We start from the raw sequence: 25,324 nt of genomic DNA on the forward strand, positions 1-25,324 counted from the left end.
ATCACTTTAAATAAACCTCGGAAGAATTGTCTTTCGAGGTTTTTTTGTAACATAATATTTCTGATATTTGTTTAAAATTGTACCACTATGAAAAATTCGACCCTTCTTATTTTTGCTACTATACTGTTTTCTAACATTATAAATGCACAACTAAAACCCGTAAAATATGCCGACGGAAGTCAGGTATTGAACGGTTTGTCTATAAAAGCTGCTAAAAAAAGCAGTCAAAACCCTGGTATTTTACTTTTGCCTGCGTGGCTCGGAATTGACAACGCCTCTAAAGGAATTGCAGAGAATTTATCGAAATTAGGCTATCATGTCTTTATAGCTGATATTTATGGAGAAGGAAATTATCCAAAAAACACTGCTGAAGCAGGAAAACAGGCTGGTTTCTATAAAACTAATTTTGAAGCGTATCAAAAAAGAATCGACGCTGCATTACAGGAATTAATCAAATCTGGAGCAAATGCAGATAATATTGTTGTTATTGGTTATTGCTTTGGAGGAACGGGAGTTCTTGAAGCGGCACGCGGACATTTGAACGTAAAGGGAGTTGCATCATTTCACGGCGGTTTAGGCAAAGATGCTTCACGACCAGCAACGCCAATTACTGCTAAAGTTTTAATTTGCCACGGAGCTGATGATCCTTATGTTTCTAAAGAAGAAGTTGCTGCTTTTCAACAAGAAATGCGCGATTCTAAAGCCGATTGGCAAATGATCTATTATGCAGATTCTGTTCACTCTTTTACAAATCCAGAAGCAGGAAGCGATAATTCCAAAGGCGCAGCTTATAATCCAGTAGCTGCGAAAAGATCATTCGAACATTTACAGCTTTTCTTGAATGAAGTTTTGAAAAAATAATTTTGCTGATAGAAGACTTATTAATCGGATTTAAACTGGTTTGCACAGATTTTACTCATAATCAACAAAAAAATCTGCAGTGATAAGATACCAGCGTAAATCCGATTAAATCCGTTTCAACTGCGGGCATAAAAAAAAACCATACTAAACCAAATCAAAATCAACGAATTAACCAATGTCACATAGTCCCATTAGAAAAGACAAAACCTGTTTGAATTGCAGGCATGTTGTCGAACAAAAATTCTGCCCCAACTGCGGACAGGAAAATACTGATAGCAGAAAAACATTTCATCATTTGTTCATTCATTTTTTTGAAGATTTGACACATTATGAAAATGCCTTTTGGAAAACCATTAAAAACTTACTTTTTAAACCTTCGACATTAACCAAAGAATATCTCTCTGGAAAAAGACTGTCTTATTTGGCTCCAGTGCGACTTTATATTTTTATCAGTTTTATTACTTTTCTTTTAATTGCTATGTTTCCAAGCCATGTAACTGAGAACCTGGCAAAAAGTGAAAAGGAAATTACGTCTAATTTCGAGAAAGCAAACACAAAAGAACATAAAAAATGGAATGAAAAGTCATATTTACAGTCAAAAACAATTGACAAGTCCTATTTTAAACTAGATTCAATGAAAGAAATTGATTCGATTCAGAAATACGGAAAACCAAAAGAAAAATTTACCGATTTTGAATATTGGATCTACGAAAAGGCTGTACACGTGACGGAGAACAACACCAAAGCCGAAATCATTGAAAAATTTATTGAATCCTTTATACATAATATTCCAAAAATACTCTTCATTATAATGCCGTTTTTCGCCTTCTTTTTATGGATTTTCCACAATAAAAAGAAGTGGTATTATTTTGATCACGGTATCTTTACACTGCATTATTTTTCATTTTTGCTCTTAATATTTCTTATATTATTTATTGTAAACAAAACAATTGGAGCAATCAGCCCAATTGCATTTGTAGCTGATATCATAAATTTTGTTGGAATAATCTGGATGTGTTACTACTTTTATCCGGCACATCACCGTTTTTATGGAGAAAGCAGATTTGTTTCATTTGTTAAAAGCGTGATCTTATTCTTTATAAACTCCTTTTTTATTCTACTTTTACTTATTTTCTATGTATTATACATATTCCTTAATTTACACTAAACAACAAATGAAAAAAATTGTAATTCTACTATTAATTGCCACCGCATTTTCATGTAAAAATGCACAGTCGGTTGTCTCTAAAGACAATTCAGACCCAACTAAATACATGAACGCTATTACATCTAATGACTTAAAAACAATGTTATACGTTGTTGCTTCTGATGAAATGGAAGGCCGTGATACAGGTTCGAAAGGACAAAAAAAAGCGGGTCTTTACATGATTGAGCAATACAAAAAAAATAAAATTTCTTTCCCTAAAGGAGCAACAGATTACTACCAGCATATTCCTGCAGCTTTTTTGAATGCAAGACGCAATGAAAATTTACCAGATTCTGAAAACATCTGGGCATTTATTGAAGGGTCTGAGAAACCAGATGAAGTTTTAGTAATTTCAGCACATTATGATCACGTTGGAATTAAAAACGGAGAAGTGTATAATGGAGCAGATGACGATGGTTCTGGAACTGTAGCTGTTATGGAAATTGCAAAAGCATTCGCAAAAGCCAAAAAAGAAGGACACGGACCAAAACGTTCCATTTTATTCCTTCACGTAACTGGAGAAGAGCATGGTTTGCACGGATCAAGATACTATTCTGAAAATCCGTTATTCCCTATCGCTAACACGATTACTGACATCAATATTGATATGATTGGCCGTCGCGACGTAGAACATGCTAATACTAATAATTATGTTTATGTAATTGGAGCTGACCGTTTATCAACTGAATTACACAATATTACAGTAGCCAAAAACGAAAAATACACCAAATTAGATTTAGATTTTAAATTTAATGATCCTAAAGATCCAAACCACTTTTATGAGCGTTCTGATCATTATAACTTCGCAAAACACGGAATTCCTGCTGTTTTCCTTTTTAATGGAGTTCACGAAGATTACCACGGAAAAGGTGATGAACCTCAAAAAATTGAATACGATGCTTTAACAAAAAGAGCGCAGTTAGCTTTTGTTATTGCTTGGGAATTAGCAAATAGAGATGCTAGACCAGTAGTTGATAAACCGATTAAATAGAGGACCAAGGCTCAAAGTTGCAGAGGTTAGAGGTTTAAAAAAAAACATAAAGTTCTCATAAATAAGTCTCTGAGATAAAAAGCAAAAAGGGATGAGTTTTAAAACTCATCCCTTTTTTTATATATTGATAGATTCCTAAAAGAAAACCTCTTCAACTTTGAGCCTTTGTACCTTTGTACCTTGCTTTTAGTCATTCATAGAAATCAAAAACTCTTCATTATTTCTTGTTTTCTTGAAACGTTCGTTTACAAAATCCATAGATTCTACTGGGTTCATATCTGATAAATATTTACGCATAATCCACATCCTTTGTAACGTTTTTTCGTCTAATAGTAAGTCATCACGACGCGTGCTTGAAGAAGTAAGATCGATTGCAGGGAAAATACGCTTATTAGCGATTTTACGATCCAATTGAAGTTCCATATTACCGGTTCCTTTAAATTCTTCAAAAATAACCTCATCCATTTTAGAACCTGTTTCAGTCAATGCAGTTGCTATGATACTTAAAGATCCTCCGTTTTCTACATTTCTTGCTGCTCCAAAAAAGCGTTTTGGTTTTTGCAATGCATTCGCATCAACACCTCCACTTAATACTTTTCCAGAAGCTGGCTGAACTGTATTGTAAGCTCTTGCCAAACGTGTAATTGAATCTAAAAGAATTACTACATCGTGCCCGCATTCTACCAAACGTTTTGCTTTTTCTAAAACAATGTTGGCAATTTTTACGTGTTCTTGCGGTTCTCTATCAAATGTAGAAGCAATAACTTCTCCTCTTACACTTCTTTGCATATCTGTAACCTCCTCAGGACGCTCGTCAATCAAAAGAACAATAAGATAAACTTCAGGGTGATTTGCTGCAATCGCATTTGCAATGTCTTTTAACAACATTGTTTTACCTGTTTTAGGCTGTGCGACAATCATACCACGCTGTCCTTTTCCTATTGGAGAAAATAAATCGATAATACGAGTTGAAACTGAACTGCCTTTTTCGGCTAATTTAAATTTTTCTGAAGGGAAAACTGGTGTCAAGTGTTCAAAAGAAACCCTATCGCGAACTACTTGAGGATCGTGACCATTAATTTTAAGTACACGAACTAACGGAAAAAATTTCTCGCCTTCTTTTGGAGGACGAACCACTCCTTTTACAGTATCTCCGGTTTTAAGACCAAATAATCTTATTTGTGAAGTTGATAAATAAATATCATCTGGAGAGGCTAAATAATTATAATCTGATGAACGTAAAAATCCGTAACCGTCGGGCATCATTTCAAGAACGCCTTCACTTTCGATAATTCCGTCAAATTCAAAATCTGAATCTCTGAAATTATTCTTTTTATTTTTATGATTTGGGTTTTGATTGCCATTGCTTCCATTTCCGTTTCCGTTTACATTCCCATTTTGATTTGGATTCTGATTCGGATTTTGGTTTGGATTCTTATTCTGATTTGGATTAGGCTTTTTAACCGGGGCAGGCTGTTCTATTTTTTCAGCTGTTGGAGCTGGCGGTGCCGTTTCTGCCTCTTCTGCAGCTTCTTCAGTACTAACCTCTTTTACTGCTTCTTTTTCTTTTTGAAGAGCTACTTTTTTCTCGTAAGCCGATTTATTGAACTTTACGATTTTCGGACCTTTTTTCTCAATTGGTGCAGTTTCTGCCGTTTCTTGAACTTTTGGAGCCGCTTGAATTTTTGAATTTGGTTTTGAAACTACTGGTACTTCTTTTTCTTCTTGAGCTTGTTCCTCTACTTTATCAAATTCTAAAACCGGAGCATTTTTTGAAATAGCTGCTTTTTTTACAGGAGCTATTCTGGCTCTTTTTGGTTTATCGTCAGCTATTTCCGTATTAGCCACAGCAGTAACCGGCGGTTCTACAGTCGCTTCTTGATGCGATAAAATCTGACTGATTAGAGCCTCTTTTTTAACGCCATTAAACTTTATAGTTTTAGCTAACTTAGCTATTTCTTGAAGCTCAGAAAGCTTCATTTCTTTTAATGCAGAAATATCAAACATGAATGTTCTATGAATTTAATTATTTTAAAGGAAATACTGTAAAAAGAATAGGTAGATAAATGATTTCAATTGACCGCAGTATGAAGTGCTTACGGTATTATGATGCAATAATACGAATAAAATTTAATCATACAATAGTATTTATAAAAAAGAAAATATATTTTTGTAAAACAATTTTAGACCATGATACAACGAATTCAAACCGTATATTTAATTCTTACCTTTGTAGTGACAGGGGTGCTAATGTTTTTTATTCCGCTTTGGACATTAAATACTGGAAAGCCTTTCTACTTTATGCAGGAACAGCTTTATACTATTTTGTTAGGTTTAAGTACAATGCTTTCTATCGTCAGCATTATTTCATACAAGAAAAGACAAAATCAGTTTGTGATGAACAGACTGAACATAATATTAAATTTAATTTTATTAGGATTATTTGTATATCGATCACTAAATCTATCTGGAGAAACAGTAAACGCTGTTTCAGAGAAAGGTATTGGGATGTTTCTTCCTATTGTTGCTATCGTATTATTAGTGTTAGCTAATAAGGCCATCAAAAAAGATGAAGATCTCGTAAAATCTGTAGATCGTTTGAGATAAACCTATAAACTTAATTTTTTTGTGCGAAGAGAACCCGAATTTTATATTCGGGTTTTTTTGTGCCCTAAAAAGATATAAAACAACCTTATTAGGGCAATCTTTCCAGATAATTCCTTTATAAATTTGCGGTTTCATTCCATAAACAATGATATTACCCAAAATAAGAATCCATCTTGCAGATGACCATCAAGTGCTTATTGATGGTCTTACGAATTTATTACAGACTGTCTCAAATTTTGAAGTTGTGGGTAATTCATTAGATGGAACTGCAATCTATAATGACGTCACTCAAAATAATGCTGACATTTTAGTACTAGATATCAGCATGCCTGAAAAAGACGGAATTAGTGTTCTCAAAGAGTTTAGCGAAAAACAATTTCCCTGCAAAGTCATTATTTTATCAAGTTATGATGACTTGAAAATCATTAAGGAAGTAATGAAATTAGGCGCAAAAGGATATCTGACTAAAAAATGCGCTGGAGAAAATATCATTGAAGCCATTCATGCTGTTTATCAAGATCAAGAATATTTTTCTGATGCTGTAAGAGAAAAAATCTTTGCGAATTTCACCCAAAATAATCCGAAATTAAGCAAAAGCGCAAACGTAGAAAATCCCATTTTAAGTAATCGAGAAATCGAAATCATTAAACTAATTTCACTAGAATACAGCGGCAAAGAAATTAGCGAACAGCTTTTTATCAGCATCCATACGGTTGAAACACACCGAAAAAATATTATGAAAAAACTTCAAACCAAAAACACAATTGGTCTTGTCAAGTATGCCCTAAAAAATCATTTAATCAATCCTTAGATTTTAAATATATCATGATTTAAATTGTTGGTTTTATGCTTTCTCGATTTTTCACAGCCTTTTTTTTCTTTGTTTTTATAAATGGAAATCCCATTTTTAATAAGCAAAAAATATTTGTTACGACAGCTTCTTTCTCTTCTGAAACATCTAAAAAAGCCACTATTTTAGAATCGCATAAATTAGAACAATTGAGAAACAAGAAGATAGTCAGTTTATCAATTGTACTTGTTATAATTCTGTTTTTCTTATTCTATTTCTTTTATCAGAATAATAAATTAAAACAAAAAATTAAACGAAAAGACATCAAGCAAAAAATACTGCTCAATATTATTAATGCAGGAATTGACACTCAAGAAGTTCAACAAAAAAAAATAGCTTCATTTTTACACGACAACATCAACTCTTTATTATCTTCTGTAGGTTTGCATTTGAATACTTTTACAGCTCAAAACAACATTAAATCAGATGAAATTCAGAAAGCCAAAGCCATTTTAGCAGATGCTCACGATCTTTTGCGCGATATATCTCATGATCTTGTCCCGAGTCTTTTAGTTCGTTTTGGATTAATTTATGCTTTGGAAGATTTGTGCGAGAGAAACTCAAACGCTACTATTCATTTTGATTTTTCAAGCAATGTTCCGACCGATAAAAGATATTCGGAAAAATTTGAAATGAATATTTACTTTATTGTATCAGAACTATTCAACAACATTATTAGACACAGCGAAGCAAACAATGCCAAAATTGTTTTAAGCGAAAGCCAAAAACATTTTACCATTAAAATTCGAGATAACGGAAAAGGTTTTAAAGCAAAAAAAATAAATGAAGCTGAAGGTTTTGGACTTAACCGAATCAGAGCCAGAATTAAAAAATTTAAAGGAAGTTTTGATATTTCTCCTAAAGTTAATGAAGGAACTAAGATTAAAATAAAAATACCACTTCCTCATTAATCTGAAATTACTTTTTACCCATTTCGACAATCTCTAAATCCTTAATTTTATCATCATCAATTACAAATCGAAGCATTGTTCGAACTTGATGGAACCCACTTTTTCCGGCAGCGCCAGGATTCATATGCAATAGATTATTTTTTTTATCAAAAATTACTTTTAAGATATGCGAATGTCCGCAGATGAATAATTTTGGTGGATTCAAAGCCATTTCTTCCCTTATAGCTGGATTATATTTACCGGGATAACCCCCAATATGTGTAATCCAAACAGAAACATTTTCACATAAAAATCGGTTATGTAATGGAAATTCTAATCTTGCTTGTGCGTCATCAATATTCCCGTAAACACAACGCAGCGGTTTCAGTTTTTTTATGGTATCTGTTACATTTAAATCTCCTATATCTCCAGCATGCCAAACTTCATCAGCTTGAGCGACATATTTCAAAATAGTATCATCAATATGACTGTGAGTATCGGAGAGCAAGAGGATTTTTTTCATTCTAAGGTGCTAAGATTCTAAGTTGCTATCCCTAAGCCTCGGGACTGAGATTTTTTCTGCAGGTTCAAAGGTACAAAGGTTTTTCTGTAGAGGCGCACTGCAGTGCGTCTTTCGAACGGTCTTTTTTTATTTTGAACATAAAAAATCCGATCTGCAGATACAGATCGGATTTGTATACTAAAAGGTTTTTAAAACCTGTTAGGTATTATAATTATTCATTCCAACAGGAAATCTAAATATGTTAACGGTTACTGTTTCTTAGGATTTTTTAAATCTTTAGAATCTTTAGTATCCATCATTTCCATTAGTTTTAATCCTAATAAACCACTGATCGAACCGTCAGAACCTCCATTACCGGAAATTAAAACATCTGGAATCACTTTGATATTTCCTTTACCAATTTCCTCAGTAACTTTATATCTCGTAAAGTTATCACCGCCCATGGCACTAACTTGCAATTGATAAGATTCTGCAGTCGATTTACCAATTGCCATAATTTTCTCTGCTTCGGCTAAACCAGTTTTTGAGATTCTTTCTGCTTCTGCGCTTGCATTTAATTTAGTTGCTTCTGCCTGTGCTCCTGCTCTCGCTTTTGTTGCTTCGGCTTCTGCATTGGCACGCATTTTTGTAGCTTCTGCTTCGGCATTTACATTCAGTTTTAAACTTGTAGCATCTCCTTCTGCTTTCTTAACGGTTGCATCGGCAGTACGTTGTGCAATTTCAACACTTTGTGAGGCGCGTACAATTTCTTTCTGCATATCAGCAATTGCGGTTTCTTTCTCCATTCCCTGACGCTGTTCCTGCGCCATTCTTTGCGTTTGATAGGTTTTTTGCTCTTCTTCAGCTAATTTTCTATCAGTTAAAGTTTTCATTAATGAATCTGGTGGGACGATATCTCCAATCAAAGTATCAACTGCATTTACATTATATTCGTCAAGAACTAACTTAATGTGATTTTTGGCTGATTCCTGGCGCTCTTTTCTAGTTGATAAGAAAGAGATCACATCACTGTCTTGAGCCGAGTTTCTAAAATAGTTACCAATTGTTGGCTCTAAAACTTGAGAAACCAAGTTGTTCATACTTCCAAAACGGGCAATAACTTTTGGCGCCTCATTTGCCGGAACGTGAATAATTTGCGCCACGTCAAGATTAAATGGAAACCCGTCTTTTGAACGAACGGTAATTGTAGATAAATTTTTATCTAAATCATGCGATTCGCTTCGAGCGTTTGCCCAGTTTAAAACCAAGTTAGTTGTTGGAACTGCTTCAAGTTTTGTTGTATATTTATTCAAGGCATATTTTCCAGGTCCAAGCGGTTCCATCCAAACACCTCGTTGTCCTTTAGAAACAATATTTCCGTGTTTAAAAGTATCGCCGGTCACATCTTGTCCATCTTCTCCTATATAAGAAATCACAACTCCAACGTAACCAATTGGCACATCTGTCATTGGGTTTTGTTCAATCTGAACTCCCCATGTATTAATATAGTATGATCCTGCCAACATAACTTGAGGCTGTAAACCACGATTTCCTCCACTTCCTAAAAACTTGTCGAAATCTTGAAAGTTATTATGGCCTTCAACAAATTTACCAGCAATTTGTCCTTGCGGAATTGGTTCTCCGTCAAGCGCTGTAACGATACCAATCATGTTTTCGTAAATCTTGATTTGATCTGCAATTACGATTTCAAACAAGAAGGTGTTGATACGATACGAACCTGTTGTAATGAAAGCCGTCTGACGTCCTTTTTGTCCTCCGTTGTTCAAGAAAAAAGTAGCATCTTGAAAATTATCACTGTCTACTTTTCGTGCTAAGATTCGTCCGGTTGGAATTTCCTGTCCGTCTTTACTTAAAACCAAACCAATTTTCCCTTCCGGAATAACTGTAAATCCAGTCATATCTATTGAATATTGCCAGATCCACATTCCCCAATATAAACCTGGAGCAAGGGTTTTTGCCTGATAACCTGCCTCACCTTTTGTTGCGATGATACGGCCGTCCGGCAATGATTTGTCTGCGCCAAACAAAACGAATTTTTTAGTAACCAAACCAATTTTATCTTCAGGAACCATTACCATTCCGAAGAAAACGCGCAAAATAAATTTGTAAAAAATGATGGAAAACAATATTAAAATGACCCACCAATAAGAAGTAATTTCATTCATAGTTTTTGATATTTAGATTACAAACATAGGAGAAATATTTCCTATTAAAATGAAATATTTGCAAAATTAACTTTTGACAATTTTTTCTAAAAAATGTTAAAAAAAGGCTCGAATTAAATCGTTGGAATTGTCAATTTCTGACACGATTTTTCACTGGACAAACTATGATTGGTATTTTTGGGTTTAACAGTTTTTGGAAAGGTACAGAGGTACAGAGAGGCAAAGGGAGAGAGGTTTGTTTATCTAGTTTTAAAAAATACAGTGGCACAGAAAATAAATATTTTTCTGTGAAGATTTTTGTGGTTTTACGTAAAAATGGTTACATATCATATAGATAAAAACGTTATCCCGTTATGTTAGACGCACTGCAGTGCGTCTCTACGAATAACATCGCAAAAAAAACCTTTGAACCTGTGAACCTTTGTTTCTGTGAACCTAAAAAAGAAACCTTAGTCCCGAGGCTTCGGGATAGCAACTCAGAATCTTAGCAACTTCAAAAAAACCTTTGTACCTTTGCCTCTCAAAACCTTTGAACCTTTACCTTGAGATATTTTATTCAATTTGCTTATAACGGAACACATTATCACGGCTGGCAGTTTCAGCCGAATGCATCATCTGTTCAGGAAACTTTAAACAAAGCGCTTTCTGTTTTATTAAATAGTACTATAAATGTTATGGGCGCCGGAAGAACTGATACAGGTGTTCATGCACAGGAAATGTACGGCCATTTTGATTTTGAAACGGAAATTGATGTTCCGAATTTAGTACATAAATTAAATTCTTATTTACCAAAAGACATTGCGATTTTTAATCTCATTTTAGTAAAAGATGACGCACATTGCCGATTTGACGCTACAAAAAGAACATACGAATACCATATCAATACTGTTAAAAATCCATTTTTAGAGGAATTGAGCTGGTATTTTAATCAAAAATTAGATGTAGCTTTGATGAATGAAGCAGCAAATATTTTATTGAATCATACCGATTTTCAATGTTTTTCGAAAGTAAATACAGACGTAAATACATTTGATTGCACGATTTTTGAGGCGTATTGGAAACAAGAAAATAATAAGCTAATTTTTACTATTTCAGCGAACCGTTTTTTAAGAAATATGGTACGCTCTATTGTAGGAACCCTAGTCAATATTGGTTTACATAAAATTTCTTTAGAAGATTTTGAAAATATTATCGCCAGTAAAAGCAGAGAAAAAGCTGGATTTTCTGTTCCGGCGCATGGTTTATATTTAACCAAAATTGATTATGATTATTTATAGGAATAAGCAATAAGCAGCAAGCATTAAGCCAGTTGCTTAAGCATAAAAAAAACAAATGAAAGCAAAAGCATTCGATACCGGATTATTCAAACGAATTTTAACTTATACCAAACCTTATAAATGGCGCTATTACGGCGTTATTCTTTTTGCAGTATCGCTGTCGATTTTTGCAGCACTTCGCCCTTATTTATTAAAAGAAACGGTTGACGGCTATATAAAGACACACGATAAACAAGGTTTATTAATGTATATTGTTTTGATGGGCGGTGTTTTGCTTATGGAAGTTTTCTCCCAATTTTATTTTGTATACTGGGCCAACTGGCTTGGTCAAGATATTGTAAAAGACATTCGAACAAAACTTTTCAAGCATATTTTGAGTTTTAGAATGAAATATTTTGATTTGGTTCCGGTTGGACAATTGGTAACCAGATCAGTTTCTGATATTGAATCGATTGCAAGGATCTTCAGTCAAGGATTGTTCATGATCATAAGTGATTTGATGAAAATGCTGGTGGTTTTAATTTTTATGTTTTACATGAACTGGAAACTGACTTGGATTGTTGTGGTTGCGATGCCGATCTTGGTTTTTATTACCCGAATTTTTCAGCGTAAAATGCAGGTTGCATTTGAAGAAGTTCGTACTCAGATCGCGAATATGAATTCTTTTGTTCAGGAACGCGTTACAGGAATGAAAATCGTTCAGCTTTTTAACCGTGAAAAAATTGAAGCTGAAAACTTTAAAAACATCAATGACAAACATAGAGTTGCTTGGATAAAAACAATTTTATACAACTCGATATTTTTTCCCATTGCTGATATTATTTCGTCTATTACGTTAGGTTTAGTTGTCGTTTACGGTGGATTTAAAATTTTGAACGGCGATCATTTTACCACTTTTGGAGATTTATTTTCATATACAATGTTCATCGGAATGCTTTTTAACCCATTGCGCCAGATTGCAGATAAGTTTAATGAGATGCAATTGGGAATGATTGCAGCCAATCGTGTTTTTGATATTATTGACACACAGGATCATATTCAAGATACTGGAACTCTAGAAGCGCCTATTTTCGATGGAAGCATTGAATTTAAAGCTGTTCGTTTTAGCTATATTCCGGAAGAAGAAGTTATAAAAGGTATTGATTTATCTGTGAATGCCGGACAGACGATTGCGATTGTAGGCTCGACTGGAGCAGGAAAATCGACTATAATTAATTTATTGAATCGTTTTTACGAAATCAACAGCGGTACTATTTTTATTGACGGACATAATATTGAAAATTATACTTTGGCTTCATTAAGAAAACAAATTGCTGTGGTTTTGCAGGATGTATTTCTGTTTGCTGATACGATTTATAATAACATTACTTTGCACAATCCTGAGATTACACGCGAACAAGTGCTAAATGCGGCTAAAAAAATTGGTGTGCATGATTTTATTATGAGCTTGCCTGATAATTATGATTTTGATGTGAAAGAACGCGGTGTAATGTTATCTTCAGGACAACGCCAATTAATCGCATTTTTACGATCATATGTAAGCAATCCCAGTATTTTGATTTTAGATGAAGCAACTTCATCGATAGATACCTATTCAGAAGAATTGATTCAGCGTGCAACAGAAACTATTACAAAAGGAAGAACTTCTATTATTATTGCCCATAGATTGGCGACAATTGTAAATGCAGATAAGATTGTGGTAATGGACAAAGGACTAATTGTTGAACAAGGAACACATCAGGAATTACTCAATAAAACTGATGGTTATTACAAAAACCTGTACGATTCGCAATTTTCAGTAGCTAATTAACGCTGCGAAATTTCCTATATCATTTATTTTCAAATTCTTACAAATAATTTAGACATTAAAACTATGATACTTCATTGTATTTTATTTAAAGTAAGCTAACTATAACTTAATACTACTAGTTGCATTCTTACAAATAAATAACTAAGTTTGAAAAATAAATAATCATTTAAAAAAAACCATGAAAAAAAAATTACTAATTATCGTTTTATTTTTAGCCTGTTCGGTTAATGCGTTCTCAATGCAAATTTTTGTAAAAACATTGACTGGAAAAACTATAACTCTTGAGGTTGAATGTTCAGATACTATTGATAATATTAAGGCTAAGATACAAGATAAAGAAGGAATTCCCCCTCAATGCCAAAGGTTAATATTTGCAGGAAAACAACTTGAAGACGGGAGAACATTATGTGATTATAATATTTTAAAAGAGAGCACAATACATATGGTTCTTAGCAATCCTTGTCCATAATTATAATTAATTGTTTCATAAAGAAAAAGAAAATGACATGGGTTTGAATACCTTTAATAGATTTTAAAACACTTATTACTTAGGTTTCAAATACAATATAGAATCAAATCACACTCTTAAAAAGTGTTTACATTAAAAACAATAGGGTTCAACTTTAATTCAAGTTGAACCCTATTGTTTTTTTAATATAGTTAAAGAAACATAATTATAGAAGTATAAAACATCACCATCAAAAAGTCGAACTTATTTTAACTGTTCGTCTGTAGAAAATGAGCCTATTTTCAGCAGTAAAAAAGAAATTTATAATTTTAAAAATTGGTTAGGTCAATAATTTAATGATCATTTATCTTAAATTTTATTCTTTTTTCAAAAATAAAAAACTACATAATTCACAATTTGTGATTAAAAACCCGATTAAAAACTATCGAAATCGCTTTAAAACGTTAAATTAGCGTTATAGAAATCATAAAATTGATCTTTCATAATCAACAACATAGCGGTAATTTTTCGTTTATTATTTATCTTTGAGAGTATAGAAATCAAATGTAAAAGAAAATGCCACAAAATAGATTTTATCCAAACGAACAGTTCAAAGAAATAGAAATAAATGCTTCATTACAATTACGTTATGCCATTTCAAACAGAGGACGCTTAATTAGTTTTACTGATGAAATTGAAAACGGACGTCTCTTAAAAGGCGGTTTAAGTGATGGATATCCAACTTTTAGATTTAAAGTCAAAAAAGACGATAAAATCGTTAACAAATACCTCTTTTTGTACAAATTAGTTGCGCAATATTTTATTCCGAAAGAGTCAGAAGAACAAACTTATGTCCTGCATCTTGACTATAACAGAAGCAACGATAATGTAAGCAATTTACGTTGGGCAACAAAAGCAGAAATGATGGCGCACAGCCGTAAAAGTCCGCGTGTGATTCAGGCAAAGAAAAACCTAATCGAACACAACTTAAAAGCAGACGGAAGAAAATTAACTACTACAAAGGTTATGCTGATCAAGAAAATCTTATCTCGACCTGAACAAAAAACACGTCTTAAAATGATCGCAAAACAATTTGGCGTTAGCGAAATGCAAATTCGAAGAATTGCAAGCGGAGAAAACTGGGGACACGTTAAGGTTTAATTGTATTTTTTGTAAAATGTAAATAGTAAAATGTGAAATGTGAATCCAAATTGGGTTTCATCTCACATTTTACTTTTTTTATTTCACTTTATAAAGTTGCATTTCACATTTTACAATGAACATTTTACATATCTAAAGTGTATTTTAAAATAAATCCTTAAATTCGCAATCACAAATAACAAAAGAAAAATCGGAAAATGAGTTTCGGAATTAAACTTCATTTTCGGTAATAAATACTAAAAACCAAAAAAATGAAATACGACGTTATTGTTTTAGGAAGTGGCCCTGGCGGATATGTAACAGCTATTAGAGCTTCACAATTAGGCTTTAAAGTAGCTGTAGTTGAAAAAGAAAGCCTTGGTGGTGTATGTTTAAACTGGGGATGTATCCCAACAAAAGCATTATTAAAATCAGCTCAGGTTTTTGATTACTTAAAACACGCTTCTGATTACGGATTGAAAGTTTCTGAATTCGATAAAGATTTCCCAGCAGTGGTTCAAAGAAGCCGCAGTGTTGCTGACGGAATGAGCAAAGGGGTTCAATTCTTAATGAAAAAAAACAAAATTGACGTTATTGAAGGTTTTGGAAAACTAAAACCAGGAAAAAAACTTGACGTTACAGATAAAGACAATAAAGTTACTGAATATAGCGCTGATCACATTATCATCGCAACTGGAGCTCGTTCTCGCGAGTTGCCAAACTTACCTCAGGATGGTGTAAAAGTAATTGGTTACCGTCAGGCAATGACATTGCCAACACAGCCAAAATCTATGATTATTGTAGGTTCTGGAGCAATTGGAGTTGAGTTCGCTCATTTCTACAATTCTATGGGAACTGAAGTTACTATCGTAGAATTCATGCCAAACATTGTTCCTGTTGAGGACGAAGACATTTCAAAACAAATGGAGCGTTCTATGAAAAAAGCAGGAGTTAAAATTATGACTAACGCTTCTGTTGAAAAGGTTGATACTACTGGAACTGGCGTTAAAGCAACGGTAAAAACAGCAAAAGGAGAAGAAATTCTTGAAGCTGACATTGTACTTTCTGCAGTTGGAATTAAAACAAACATCGAAAATATTGGTTTAGAAGAAGTTGGAATTGCTGTTGACAGAGATAAAATCTTAGTAAACGCATACAACGCAACTAACATTCCAGGATATTACGCAATTGGAGACGTTACTCCAGGTCAAGCCTTGGCTCACGTGGCTTCTGCTGAAGGAATTAACTGTGTAGAAAAAATTGCTGGTTTACACGTAGACCCAATCGATTACGGAAACGTTCCGGGTTGTACTTATGCAACTCCAGAAATTGCTTCTGTAGGTTTAACTGAAAAACAAGCTAAAGAAAAAGGATACGAATTAAAAATTGGTAAATTCCCATTCTCAGCTTCTGGAAAAGCAAAAGCGGCCGGTGCAGCTGACGGATTCGTAAAAGTAATCTTTGACGCAAAATACGGAGAATGGTTAGGATGCCACATGATTGGTGCTGGTGTTACAGATATGATTGCTGAAGCAGTTGTAGCCCGTAAACTAGAAACTACAGGTCACGAAATCCTTAAATCTATCCATCCTCACCCAACAATGAGCGAGGCTGTTATGGAAGCTGTGGCTGATGCCTACGGCGAAGTAATTCACTTGTAAAAAACATTGTGTTGATGCCTTGCATTGATGCGGTTACATATTATTTTCAATTTAAAAAATCCGATTTGTGAAAGCAAGTCGGATTTTTTTTATTTCAACCTAAATCTTATTTCCATAACTTTATCACTAAATAAAAAAGTCATGAAAGAATTACGCATAGTCGAATTTCCATCCAATTTAGGCTTAAAAGAACCACAGCCCGGAAAAGAACCTGGCGTAAAAAAATTACCAGACTGGCTTTGGAAACACAATCTGCACAAAGCTCTTAATACTGAAAACATTATACGGCTTGATGCTCCAAAATATACCAATAGTAAGGATCCAGAAACGAATATTCTCAACGCAAATTCATTAGTACATTATGCCAGAGAACAGGCATATTTAATAAATAATCTGCTTACACAAAATAAATTTCCTTTTGTACTTGGCGGTGATTGCAGTATTCTTCTAGGACCAGCAATTGCTTTAAAACAAAAAGGCAATTACGGCTTGTTTTATCTCGACGGCCACACTGATTTTATGAATGTTTCGCTATCTGAAACTGGAGGAGTTGGTGGCATGGCAGCATCAATAGTAACCGGAAATGGGCATCAAAAATTGACTAATATTCTAAACTTAGCGCCCTATATAAAAGAAGACAATCTTTGGTGCGTAGGCAATCGCGAATACGACGATGAATACGAAAACGAAATCAGAAATTCTTCTGCCACTTATATCAGTCTTTACGAATTAAGAAAACAAGGCATTTTAAATTGTATTGAATCTTTTCTTACTCAAGTTAAAAACAAGAATCTAGACGGCTTCTGGCTACATATCGATGTCGATGTTTTAAACGATTCTATAATGCCATGCGTCGACAGCAGATCGCCCGACGGTCTTACTTACAACGAATTCAATGAGCTTACCTCCTATTTATTTCAAAGCGAAAAACTAAGCGGACTTGATATTACCATTTTAGATCCAGATCTTGACCAAACCGGACAATACACAAAAGATTTTGTAGATAATATAACAGACACTTTCAATACGCATATCTATTTTTAAGTTTAAAATTAGTCTATTAATTTGGGCGTTACCTTCGGCCGGGCTATCCGCTATATCTTTTTGTTTTTAAAGAACAAACAAAAAGGATACCGCTCCTATCCCTAACGCAAAATCGTTTTCAAAATAAATTCTGTTTTTCAATTTATATTTTGCAATAAAAAACACTAATTTAGTTCATAATTGTATTACCATCAATAAATTAAAGTTTTCTATTATGAACGCATCCGTACAAGATTATAATAATTTACAAACCAGTGCAGACAAAGAAATCTGTGATCAATTAGCTTTTATAATCAATAAAAATTTGCCTGATGCCGAAAATAAAATCTGGCACGCACATCCGGTTTGGTTTTTAGAAGGAAATCCGATTGTGGGTTACAGCAAATTAAAAGGCTCTGTTCGTTTACTATTCTGGAGCGGTCAATCTTTTGATGAAGAAAAACTTTCAAATGAAGGTTCTTTCAAAGCTGCAGAATTTCGTTATACAGATTCTGCTCAAATTGTTAAAGAAGATGTAGAACGCTGGATCACAAAAGCAATCGAAATACAATGGGATTATAAAAACATTGTGAAGCGAAAAGGAGTTTTAGAGCGATTAAAATAAAAATATATGATCGGAATATTAGTCGAACTTATCTTTTCTTGGTTATTGCTCTACTGGTTTGATAAATCAAATGTTTTTCTTTGCTTTACAAATAATTGGATTGCCAATTTTGACTTATTTATATCTAAAAAAAACCAATAATAGAAATAGGATCAGCAATTAATTCTTCTTTTTAAAAATCACTTTTTTCTGAACTTTAGATTTCAGATAGTAAATAAACATTTAAATATTAATTGTACTATAGTTCAACCAAAATCACAATCTAAATCTAAAATCATGATGAGAAAAATTTTACTCATTGCCATTTTCCTTGTCGGAATTACTGCTTTTGCCCAGGAAAATAATTTTAAAATTCCTGATTATAAAGCAATTGAAAAAGAAATTCAAGATAAAAATTCTTCTTATTACTATCCTAAATTAATGGAAAGACTAGTCAAAAATGACACTCTTTTAACGCATGATGATTATCGCCATTTGTATTTCGGATATGTTTTTCAGCCCAAATACAATGCTTTTTGGCGATCGCCAGACGAGAAAAAGCTTCACGAATTTTACAACAAAGAGCAATTAGAAACCAAAGATTATGATGAAGTTATAAATTTAATTAATCATTCTTTAAGCGATTTTCCGTTTGATTTAAAACAACTCAATTTTCTAGGTTATGTCTATCACTTAAAAGGCGATGATGATTTGGCACAAAAAACTTCTGTAAAATTTCATAGTATTATAAATGCTATTTTATCTTCTGGAGACGGGCAAAAATGCGAAAGTGGTTTTCATGTGATATTGGTTGATCACGAATATGTACTTTTGAATGTCTTCGAACTCGAAAGCAAATCGCAATCTTTAGTTGGCAATTGTGATTTTTTAAGTTTCGAAAAAGGAAAATATAAAGTAGACGGCATTTTTTTCAATATTGAAAAAATGCTGGAAAATGAAATGAAAGGATTGAAATAAAAGCGCATTAGTTTTAATACAATGAAAATAGTTGAAATCAGAAAAAGTGATTACGAACCATTAAGAACCTTATTCTTAAAAGAAAGGATTAATACTTTTTCTTGGCTTGATCCTTCAGAATTTCAATTAAAAGACTTTGATAGAGACACTAAAAGAGAATTTATTTTAGTTGCTCTTCTTAATAATGTTCCGGTTGGATTTATTTCGATTTGGATGAAAGGCAATTTTATTCACCATTTATACATTGACCAGCAATATCAAGGTCAAGGAATTGGAACTGAATTATTAAAAGCTACAATCGCAAAAACAGGTTTTCCTCTTTCTTTAAAATGTTTAGAAAATAATACCAAAGCTGTTCAGTTTTATTTTAGCAAAGGTTTTGTCGCTAAAGAAAGAGGACAATCTGAGCATGGAGGTTATATTTTGTTTGAGTTAGAAAACAAACTCTCTGTGTAGGATATACTTTTGCAACTATTTGTTATGACAAAAGAATGATTTTGTAAGGAATAAAGATACTTTTAATTAAAAATTAAATCCCATTGAAAAGAAAAGTTTTTCGATCCTTTGAAAAATAGACGTTATCTCTAGCCCCGATAGAAGCGATATCCTTTTTTCTGCTTCTTTAGCAGAAAAAAGATTTAGCGGATAGCGGGACGGGACATTGAATTGAAAACGATACCATTTGCTCCTAAAAAAAACGCTCTTCAAATTTTATCTGAAGAGCGTTTTTTTTTAATTAACTAAGAAAAGTGAATTGCTGAATAAAAGAATTCCGTTTTCCCAAAAACCTCTAAAAAGCGGATTATCCATCATATAAATTACACTTCCGTCGCCTCTTCTATCGACTGCAAAACTTACCGTTTCGTTTAGTTTTTTCTTGATGTTATTGCCCACAAAACCATAACTTACATAATCTTTTGGAATATAAGCCACGTTAATAGCACTCTTTAAAAGAGAAAAAGATCGCTCGTTGCTTTTAAGACTGAAATAACTATTTCCTAAGCCAAAAGCCATCGGATACGTTTTATCTAATTTATTTTCGATAATCGCACCCGGAATCGACCCTGAAATTTCTCTTCTCTCTGAACCTTCAAAATCTAAAAAGCGTTTTTTAAGTTCAATTTCCTTTTCTTCTTTCTCCGATTTTTCTTTGTCTTCTTTGCTTGCAAATAAACTCAAAGCGTAGCCTTCGCGATCCTGAAATAAAGAAATAGCACTGCTCATAGCAATTACTTTTCCGCCGTTTTTAATCCATTCGTCAATTTGCTTTTTTTGATCGTCTGAAAAATCATAAGAACCGTCAGAAAGAATTAATGTATTGTAATTATACAATTTAACTCGGCTAAAATTAGCCGTTTCAACAATACTTACCGGATAGCTTATTGTTTCGTCTAAATAATACCAAGTTGCGCCAAATTCGGTCGAAACCACACCTTTTCCGGATAACATTAAGATTTTTGGAGCTTTCAGCAAAACGAAATTCTCACCTCCTATATCTTTAGAATTGGTTGAAAATCCTGTGGTTATAAAACTATAATCAGTTTTTATTTTGATGATTTCGCTTACTGTTTTTTCAAAATCGGCTATTTTGGGATTATCGGCTCGGCTGATAATTAAACCGCCTGGTTCTATTGTAATGGTTCCAAAAACCGCTTTTTTCATAGCCGAACGTACTTTTACTCCCGCCTGATGCAATAATGAAACCACTTGCGCCGAAGTTCTATTGTTCCAAGGCACATAAAATGCGTAAACACTTGCCGGAACTGTTTTCTCAGCAGTTTCAATTTTGGCTTTTGTTTTTATCTGAACACTGTTTTTAACTGCATATGCTTCTACTCCATACGCCAACGGCAAAGCCCAAGCCGTAATATCATAGGACAAACTATCATTTAATTTTTGATTTGGTTCAAATAAAACCTGCGCCAGTACAGATCTTGGCTGATCTGCTCTTATGATCAAATCATTCGGTTCGATTTTAAAACTTTCTGTTTTTTTATTTTGATAATGAAATCCAGATGCAGTTCCTGACGCATCAGCATAACTGTATTCGATGTCGTTTTTCTTTAGCAATTCTGCCATTTGTTCCAATTTAGGATTGCTTTTTAAAACGTAAGTATTGTAAATCCCTTTTGCTTTTTTTCGCGCATTGGAATGAAAATCTCTAAAACCTTTCAATAAAACATCTTTCTGAGAAGCAGCACTTTCTACAACCGTTAAGACTGCTGTGGCGTGATGTGTTAATCTGTCTTTTATAGTCACATTTGCCCCGTTTTCCATGGTAACTTCTCGGCCAGCGCCTATTCCGCCCTGCTCTAATGTTAATCCGACAGCACCATTATACGTTGGATAAGTGTCGCCATAACTCGGATAAAACAAATCAAATCGTTCTCTAGTATTGTACATCCAATTTTGTTTGTCGAATTTCTGAGAGATATTTTTTCCTAAGACGTTATGAAAATCCTTTTGATATTGCTCGATAAATTCATGCAGCGGTTCTGCTGCGGGCGGAAAAAAGTAAGGCGAATTATAGCTCATTTCGTGCACATCTGTATGAACCTGAGGCATCCATTGATTATATAATTTAATACGCTGCTGTGATTCAACTTGCGTTTGCCAAGCCCAATCTCTATTCAAATCAAAAAGGTAGTGATTGTATCTTCCTCCTGGCCAAACTTCCATATGCTCTCTGTCGTATAAGCCGGGGTGATTTTTTTTGCCTGTTATTTCTCTAAGCCAATTTCCGTAACGCGAATAGCCGTCAGGATTTATACACGGATCAAGAATTACAACAGTATTTTTCAGCCATTGTTTCGTTGCTTCGTTCGACGGATTCAAAAGTTCGTACGCAACAGTCAAGGCGCTTTCGGTTCCGGCAAATTCATTTCCGTGAACATTAAAACTCAGCCAAACGATAATTTTATCATCTGCAGAAGCGGTTTTGCTGTCCGACAATCCTATCGAAGCTAAATTGTTGTTTCTGATTTGTTCCAGATTTGCTAAATTTTCTGGAGTCGAAATATAGTAAACATTCAAGTCACGCTGTTCGTTTGTTGCCCCGTATTTTTGTTTTTTGATGTATTGAGACTGTTCTGTCAGATACTTAAAATAATCTTCGACCTGATGATAGTAACTAATTTGTTTTCCGTAATTCGGAATAAATTCTGATGGTGTTTTTAATTGTGCAAAAACAGAAAAAGAGGCGGTCAACAATAGTACTGCGGCGCAAAATGTTTTCTTCATAATTTGGATTAAATTTCTTGATGGCTAAAAATAAGGATTTACTTTATACTAATCTAAAAATCGAAATAAATATTACCATTTTAAACAAAAGATTGCATTATTGTTTTATAAGTCAACTATTACCAAAACAATCTTTAATATGGTTTTAATTTGTATTTTCGTTTAACAAAACAAAAGCACTATGGACAATTCTTTAAAGGAAATAGTTTGGCGCCAATTTGCAGGAAGTATTGATATGCTCAAAAATGCTGTTGACCTTTGTCCAGAATCACTTTGGGACACTGAAATACTATTTGGCTACAACGCTTTTCATACATTATTCTTTTTAGATTATTATTTAACTCTTGAACCCGAGGGTTTTGAACCGCCTGCACCATTTTCGCTTTCAGAATTTGAAGACAGAATGCCTGAAAGGATTTACACTAAGGAAGAAGTTTTGATTTATTTAGAATTCGGACGCGAGAAATTACGTCGCCTTCTTGCAGAAATGACTGATGAAATTTATAATAGCAATTGGGAAAACGAATCGAAAACCATGCGTTATAATGTTATCGAAATATTGCTTTATAATATGCGTCACGTACAGCATCATACCGCTCAGCTGAATTTATTGCTGCGTCAAAATATTGATAACGCTCCAGAATGGATTTATGAGGCTGAAGATGGTCTTTATTAAATTATTATTGTCATGAATATTTTAATTGTTTATAACAATGTGAAAGAGATTAAACTAATTTTACTTAGATCGAGTACGGATTTTTACAGACTTAAAGATTTGTACAGAATGTTTTTAATTAAAAATTATACACTCCATTTATTATATGAATATTAAAAAAATTAAAGTCTATCACATCTTCTGGATCGTTGCTGTTATAATGTTGATAATCGGGCTATTTAATCCTGATAGTACAGTAGATATTAATGTTCATGATACTTATTTTGTTATAGCTAATTATCATTTAGCTATCGTTTTATTTTTATTCTACACTTTAAACGGTCTTGGGTATTGGCTGGTTCAGTACGTTTTCAAAAAACACTTGATAAAACTGTTAACTATAATTCATTCCGTTATTTTACTCGGAAGTTTTCTTTTATATTGGATTGTTTTCTTTTATAATCCTCGAACCTACACGAATACTAATTTTCCTCTATTTGATGATTATCAAAGTATAAATGTAGTTTTAGTGAGTGAGATTTTATTAATTATTTTTATTGCAACCCCAATTTATATTATTAATGTATTGATTGGGATTTTTAGGAGAGACAGGTTAAATAAATTTTAACCGGAAAGACGCAAAGGTATTCGCGAAATTCACGATGAAAAAAAACAATCCGCGCAAATCTTTTTAAATCCGTACAACCGGCATACCTTCAAAATCTGTCTGAAACAACCCTCAAAATTGTCCTTTATCAACCCTAAAATATTGATTTTCAAATAGTAAATTTGTTACTCTAATTTATAAATCAAACAAAATGAGTGCAAAAGATTTCACCACAACTATATTAGTAGATCAGACTCCACAAGAAGTTTTTAATGCCGTTGCCAATGTTCGTGGCTGGTGGTCAGAAGAAATTGAAGGGAATTCCGCTAAACTAAATGACGAATTTGAGTATCATTATGAAGATGTTCACCGCTGTAAAATAAAATTAACTGAGGTAATTCCGAATCAGAAAATTGTTTGGCTGGTTGAAAAAAACTATTTCAAATTTACAGAAGACAAAACTGAGTGGACTGGAACAAAACCTACTTTTGAAATTTCCGAAAAAGACGGAAAAACAGCACTTCGTTTCACTCATTTTGGATTAGTTCCAGATTACGAATGTTTTGAAATCTGCCGAGATGCCTGGACAAATTATATTCAGAATAGTCTTCAAAAACTGATAACAACCGGAAAAGGAGAACCAAATGCCACGGGAAAACCTCAAACAGAAAATGAAAAGAAATTATCTGAAAACTAAAATTACCCACAGATTAATAATTAAAATGATAAAAAAATAAGAACTCATATTCTACTATTTGGAAAAATTAGAATCTTAGAACATCAGAATCTTAGCAACTCATTTTAGACTAAGACAATAGTAGATTTGGCTAAATCTATTCGTTTGTTGTTGCGCAACTTTGTAACATCAAAAAATAGAACGATGAAAATTATACTTACAGGTTCTTTAGGGAACATCAGCCAACCTTTAGCCCATATATTGGTACAAAAAGGACACGACATTTCGATCATCAGCAGTAAAGCTGAAAATCAAGACGAAATTGAAAAATTAGGTGCAAAAGCAGTAATTGGATCTGTAGAAGATGCAATATTCTTAACGAATGCTTTTACCGGAGCCGATGCAGTTTATTGTATGATTCCGCGTGCGAATTATTTCGATCCGAATCTTGATTTAGACGCTTTTACTAGAAATATCGGGAATAATTATGCCGAAGCCATTTCAAAATCGGGTGTGAAACGTGTGGTTTTCTTGAGCAGTATTGGCGCACATTTAAAACAAAACTCAGGTATTATTCAGCGCTATAATGAAATCGAAGGTGTTTTAAACCAACTTTCAGATGTTGCGATTACCTATATGCGCCCAACTTCTTTTTATTATAATTTACTGGCTTATATTCCGGCGATAAAAAATCAAGGTTTTATCAGCGCAAATTATGGCGGCGAAGAGTTGATTCCGTGGGTTTCTCCAAATGATATCGCAAGCGCCATTGCAGAAGAATTGACAACACCGCTTGATGGGAAAAAAGTTCGTTACGTTGCAAGCGAAGAAGTTAACGGAAATGAAACAGCACGTATTTTAGGCGAAGCGATTGGAAAACCAGATTTAAAATGGAAGTTAATCAGCGATGAAGAAGTCCTTAACGGATTGATTTTTGTGGGTATGCAGCCTAAAATTGCGACAGGTTTAGTCGAAATGTACGCCGGACTTTACAACGGCTTATTAGGAGAAGATTATTACCGCAACAGACCAGCCGAAATGGGAAAAGTAAAACTGGCAGATTATGCAAAAGAATTTGCTTCAATTTATAATCAGAAATAAGTACCTTAGA

General features: G+C 33.5%; 22 protein-coding genes. 18 read left to right on the plus strand and 4 right to left on the minus strand.

The features are described 5' to 3' along the window. Window positions 1-87: 87 nt before the first annotated feature. The 3 genes from IR010_RS11880 to IR010_RS11890 all read left to right on the plus strand — a co-directional run bounded on the left by IR010_RS11880 (window position 88) and on the right by IR010_RS11890 (window position 3,059). The gene (locus IR010_RS11880; RefSeq protein ID WP_194569211.1) at window positions 88-861 is read left to right on the plus strand and encodes a dienelactone hydrolase family protein; all 774 of its coding nucleotides are present in this window, start codon (window positions 88-90) and stop codon (window positions 859-861) included. 175 nt (window positions 862-1,036) lie between these two features. Beyond that, window positions 1,037-2,029 (plus strand): DUF3667 domain-containing protein, encoded by a 993-nt coding sequence (locus tag IR010_RS11885; protein ID WP_194569213.1) that lies wholly within the window; start codon window positions 1,037-1,039, stop codon window positions 2,027-2,029. A gap of 7 nt (window positions 2,030-2,036) precedes the next feature. Next, complete coding sequence (locus tag IR010_RS11890; protein ID WP_194569216.1) at window positions 2,037-3,059, plus strand: M28 family peptidase; 1,023 nt, start codon at window positions 2,037-2,039, stop codon at window positions 3,057-3,059. 186 nt (window positions 3,060-3,245) lie between these two features. Here IR010_RS11890 and rho read toward each other — a convergent pair whose 3' ends face one another. Then, a complete protein-coding gene (gene rho / locus IR010_RS11895) occupies window positions 3,246-5,066 on the minus strand; it encodes a transcription termination factor Rho (protein WP_194569218.1) in 1,821 nt (606 codons plus the stop codon). 183 nt (window positions 5,067-5,249) lie between these two features. Here rho and IR010_RS11900 point away from each other — a divergent pair, with 183 nt between their 5' ends. The 3 genes from IR010_RS11900 (at window position 5,250) to IR010_RS11910 (ending at window position 7,427) form a co-directional block, all read left to right on the plus strand. Beyond that, window positions 5,250-5,666, plus strand: coding sequence for a DUF4293 domain-containing protein (locus IR010_RS11900; RefSeq protein ID WP_029273000.1), 417 nt, complete (start codon window positions 5,250-5,252; stop codon window positions 5,664-5,666). A 148-nt stretch (window positions 5,667-5,814) separates the two neighbouring features. Next, window positions 5,815-6,477: a response regulator gene (locus IR010_RS11905; protein WP_194604225.1), complete on the plus strand. Its 663-nt coding sequence runs from the start codon at window positions 5,815-5,817 to the stop codon at window positions 6,475-6,477. A 35-nt stretch (window positions 6,478-6,512) separates the two neighbouring features. Further along, a complete protein-coding gene (locus IR010_RS11910; RefSeq protein ID WP_194604068.1) occupies window positions 6,513-7,427 on the plus strand; it encodes a sensor histidine kinase in 915 nt (304 codons plus the stop codon). Window positions 7,428-7,434: 7 nt separating this feature from the next. Here IR010_RS11910 and IR010_RS11915 read toward each other — a convergent pair whose 3' ends face one another. Together IR010_RS11915 and IR010_RS11920 are read right to left on the minus strand one after the other, a co-directional pair. Continuing rightward, a complete protein-coding gene (locus IR010_RS11915) occupies window positions 7,435-7,929 on the minus strand; it encodes a metallophosphoesterase family protein (RefSeq protein WP_194604071.1) in 495 nt (164 codons plus the stop codon). 248 nt (window positions 7,930-8,177) lie between these two features. Beyond that, window positions 8,178-10,094 (minus strand): SPFH domain-containing protein, encoded by a 1,917-nt coding sequence (locus tag IR010_RS11920; protein ID WP_035667318.1) that lies wholly within the window; start codon window positions 10,092-10,094, stop codon window positions 8,178-8,180. A 542-nt stretch (window positions 10,095-10,636) separates the two neighbouring features. On the opposite strand from IR010_RS11920, the gene truA reads away from it, so the two are divergent. From truA to IR010_RS11965, 9 genes are all read left to right on the plus strand, one after another. Then, the gene (gene truA / locus IR010_RS11925) at window positions 10,637-11,371 is read left to right on the plus strand and encodes a tRNA pseudouridine(38-40) synthase TruA (protein ID WP_029272995.1); all 735 of its coding nucleotides are present in this window, start codon (window positions 10,637-10,639) and stop codon (window positions 11,369-11,371) included. A gap of 55 nt (window positions 11,372-11,426) precedes the next feature. Beyond that, entirely contained in the window at window positions 11,427-13,181 is a 1,755-nt protein-coding gene (locus IR010_RS11930; protein WP_029272994.1) for an ABC transporter ATP-binding protein, read from the plus strand. A gap of 178 nt (window positions 13,182-13,359) precedes the next feature. After that, window positions 13,360-13,650, plus strand: a complete 291-nt coding sequence (locus tag IR010_RS11935; protein ID WP_228515148.1) for a ubiquitin-like protein — start codon at window positions 13,360-13,362, stop codon at window positions 13,648-13,650. 555 nt (window positions 13,651-14,205) lie between these two features. Next, complete coding sequence (locus tag IR010_RS11940; RefSeq protein ID WP_194604076.1) at window positions 14,206-14,790, plus strand: NUMOD4 domain-containing protein; 585 nt, start codon at window positions 14,206-14,208, stop codon at window positions 14,788-14,790. Between the two features lie 251 nt (window positions 14,791-15,041). Continuing rightward, on the plus strand, window positions 15,042-16,430 hold the full coding sequence (lpdA, locus tag IR010_RS11945; RefSeq protein ID WP_029272991.1) for a dihydrolipoyl dehydrogenase: 1,389 nt from the start codon (window positions 15,042-15,044) through the stop codon (window positions 16,428-16,430). Window positions 16,431-16,571: 141 nt separating this feature from the next. After that, window positions 16,572-17,474 (plus strand): arginase family protein, encoded by a 903-nt coding sequence (locus IR010_RS11950; protein WP_194604078.1) that lies wholly within the window; start codon window positions 16,572-16,574, stop codon window positions 17,472-17,474. 214 nt (window positions 17,475-17,688) lie between these two features. Then, window positions 17,689-18,078, plus strand: a complete 390-nt coding sequence (locus IR010_RS11955; RefSeq protein WP_194604081.1) for a DUF1801 domain-containing protein — start codon at window positions 17,689-17,691, stop codon at window positions 18,076-18,078. 276 nt (window positions 18,079-18,354) lie between these two features. Then, entirely contained in the window at window positions 18,355-19,035 is a 681-nt protein-coding gene (locus IR010_RS11960; RefSeq protein ID WP_228515149.1) for a DUF4919 domain-containing protein, read from the plus strand. Window positions 19,036-19,056: 21 nt separating this feature from the next. Next, window positions 19,057-19,491 (plus strand): GNAT family N-acetyltransferase, encoded by a 435-nt coding sequence (locus IR010_RS11965; protein WP_029272986.1) that lies wholly within the window; start codon window positions 19,057-19,059, stop codon window positions 19,489-19,491. Window positions 19,492-19,767: 276 nt separating this feature from the next. On the opposite strand, the gene IR010_RS11970 is transcribed toward IR010_RS11965, so the two are convergent. Continuing rightward, complete coding sequence (locus IR010_RS11970) at window positions 19,768-22,275, minus strand: M14 family zinc carboxypeptidase (protein WP_194569234.1); 2,508 nt, start codon at window positions 22,273-22,275, stop codon at window positions 19,768-19,770. Window positions 22,276-22,456: 181 nt separating this feature from the next. Here IR010_RS11970 and IR010_RS11975 point away from each other — a divergent pair, with 181 nt between their 5' ends. The 3 genes from IR010_RS11975 to IR010_RS11985 all read left to right on the plus strand — a co-directional run bounded on the left by IR010_RS11975 (window position 22,457) and on the right by IR010_RS11985 (window position 25,314). Next, complete coding sequence (locus IR010_RS11975) at window positions 22,457-22,951, plus strand: DinB family protein (protein ID WP_194604084.1); 495 nt, start codon at window positions 22,457-22,459, stop codon at window positions 22,949-22,951. Between the two features lie 797 nt (window positions 22,952-23,748). Then, the gene (locus IR010_RS11980; protein ID WP_194569238.1) at window positions 23,749-24,234 is read left to right on the plus strand and encodes an SRPBCC family protein; all 486 of its coding nucleotides are present in this window, start codon (window positions 23,749-23,751) and stop codon (window positions 24,232-24,234) included. Between the two features lie 183 nt (window positions 24,235-24,417). Further along, a complete protein-coding gene (locus IR010_RS11985) occupies window positions 24,418-25,314 on the plus strand; it encodes an NmrA family NAD(P)-binding protein (protein WP_194604087.1) in 897 nt (298 codons plus the stop codon). Window positions 25,315-25,324: the final 10 nt, after the last annotated feature.

The organism is Flavobacterium sp. MR2016-29 (assembly GCF_015350695.1).
Classification (GTDB): Bacteria; Bacteroidota; Bacteroidia; order Flavobacteriales; family Flavobacteriaceae; genus Flavobacterium.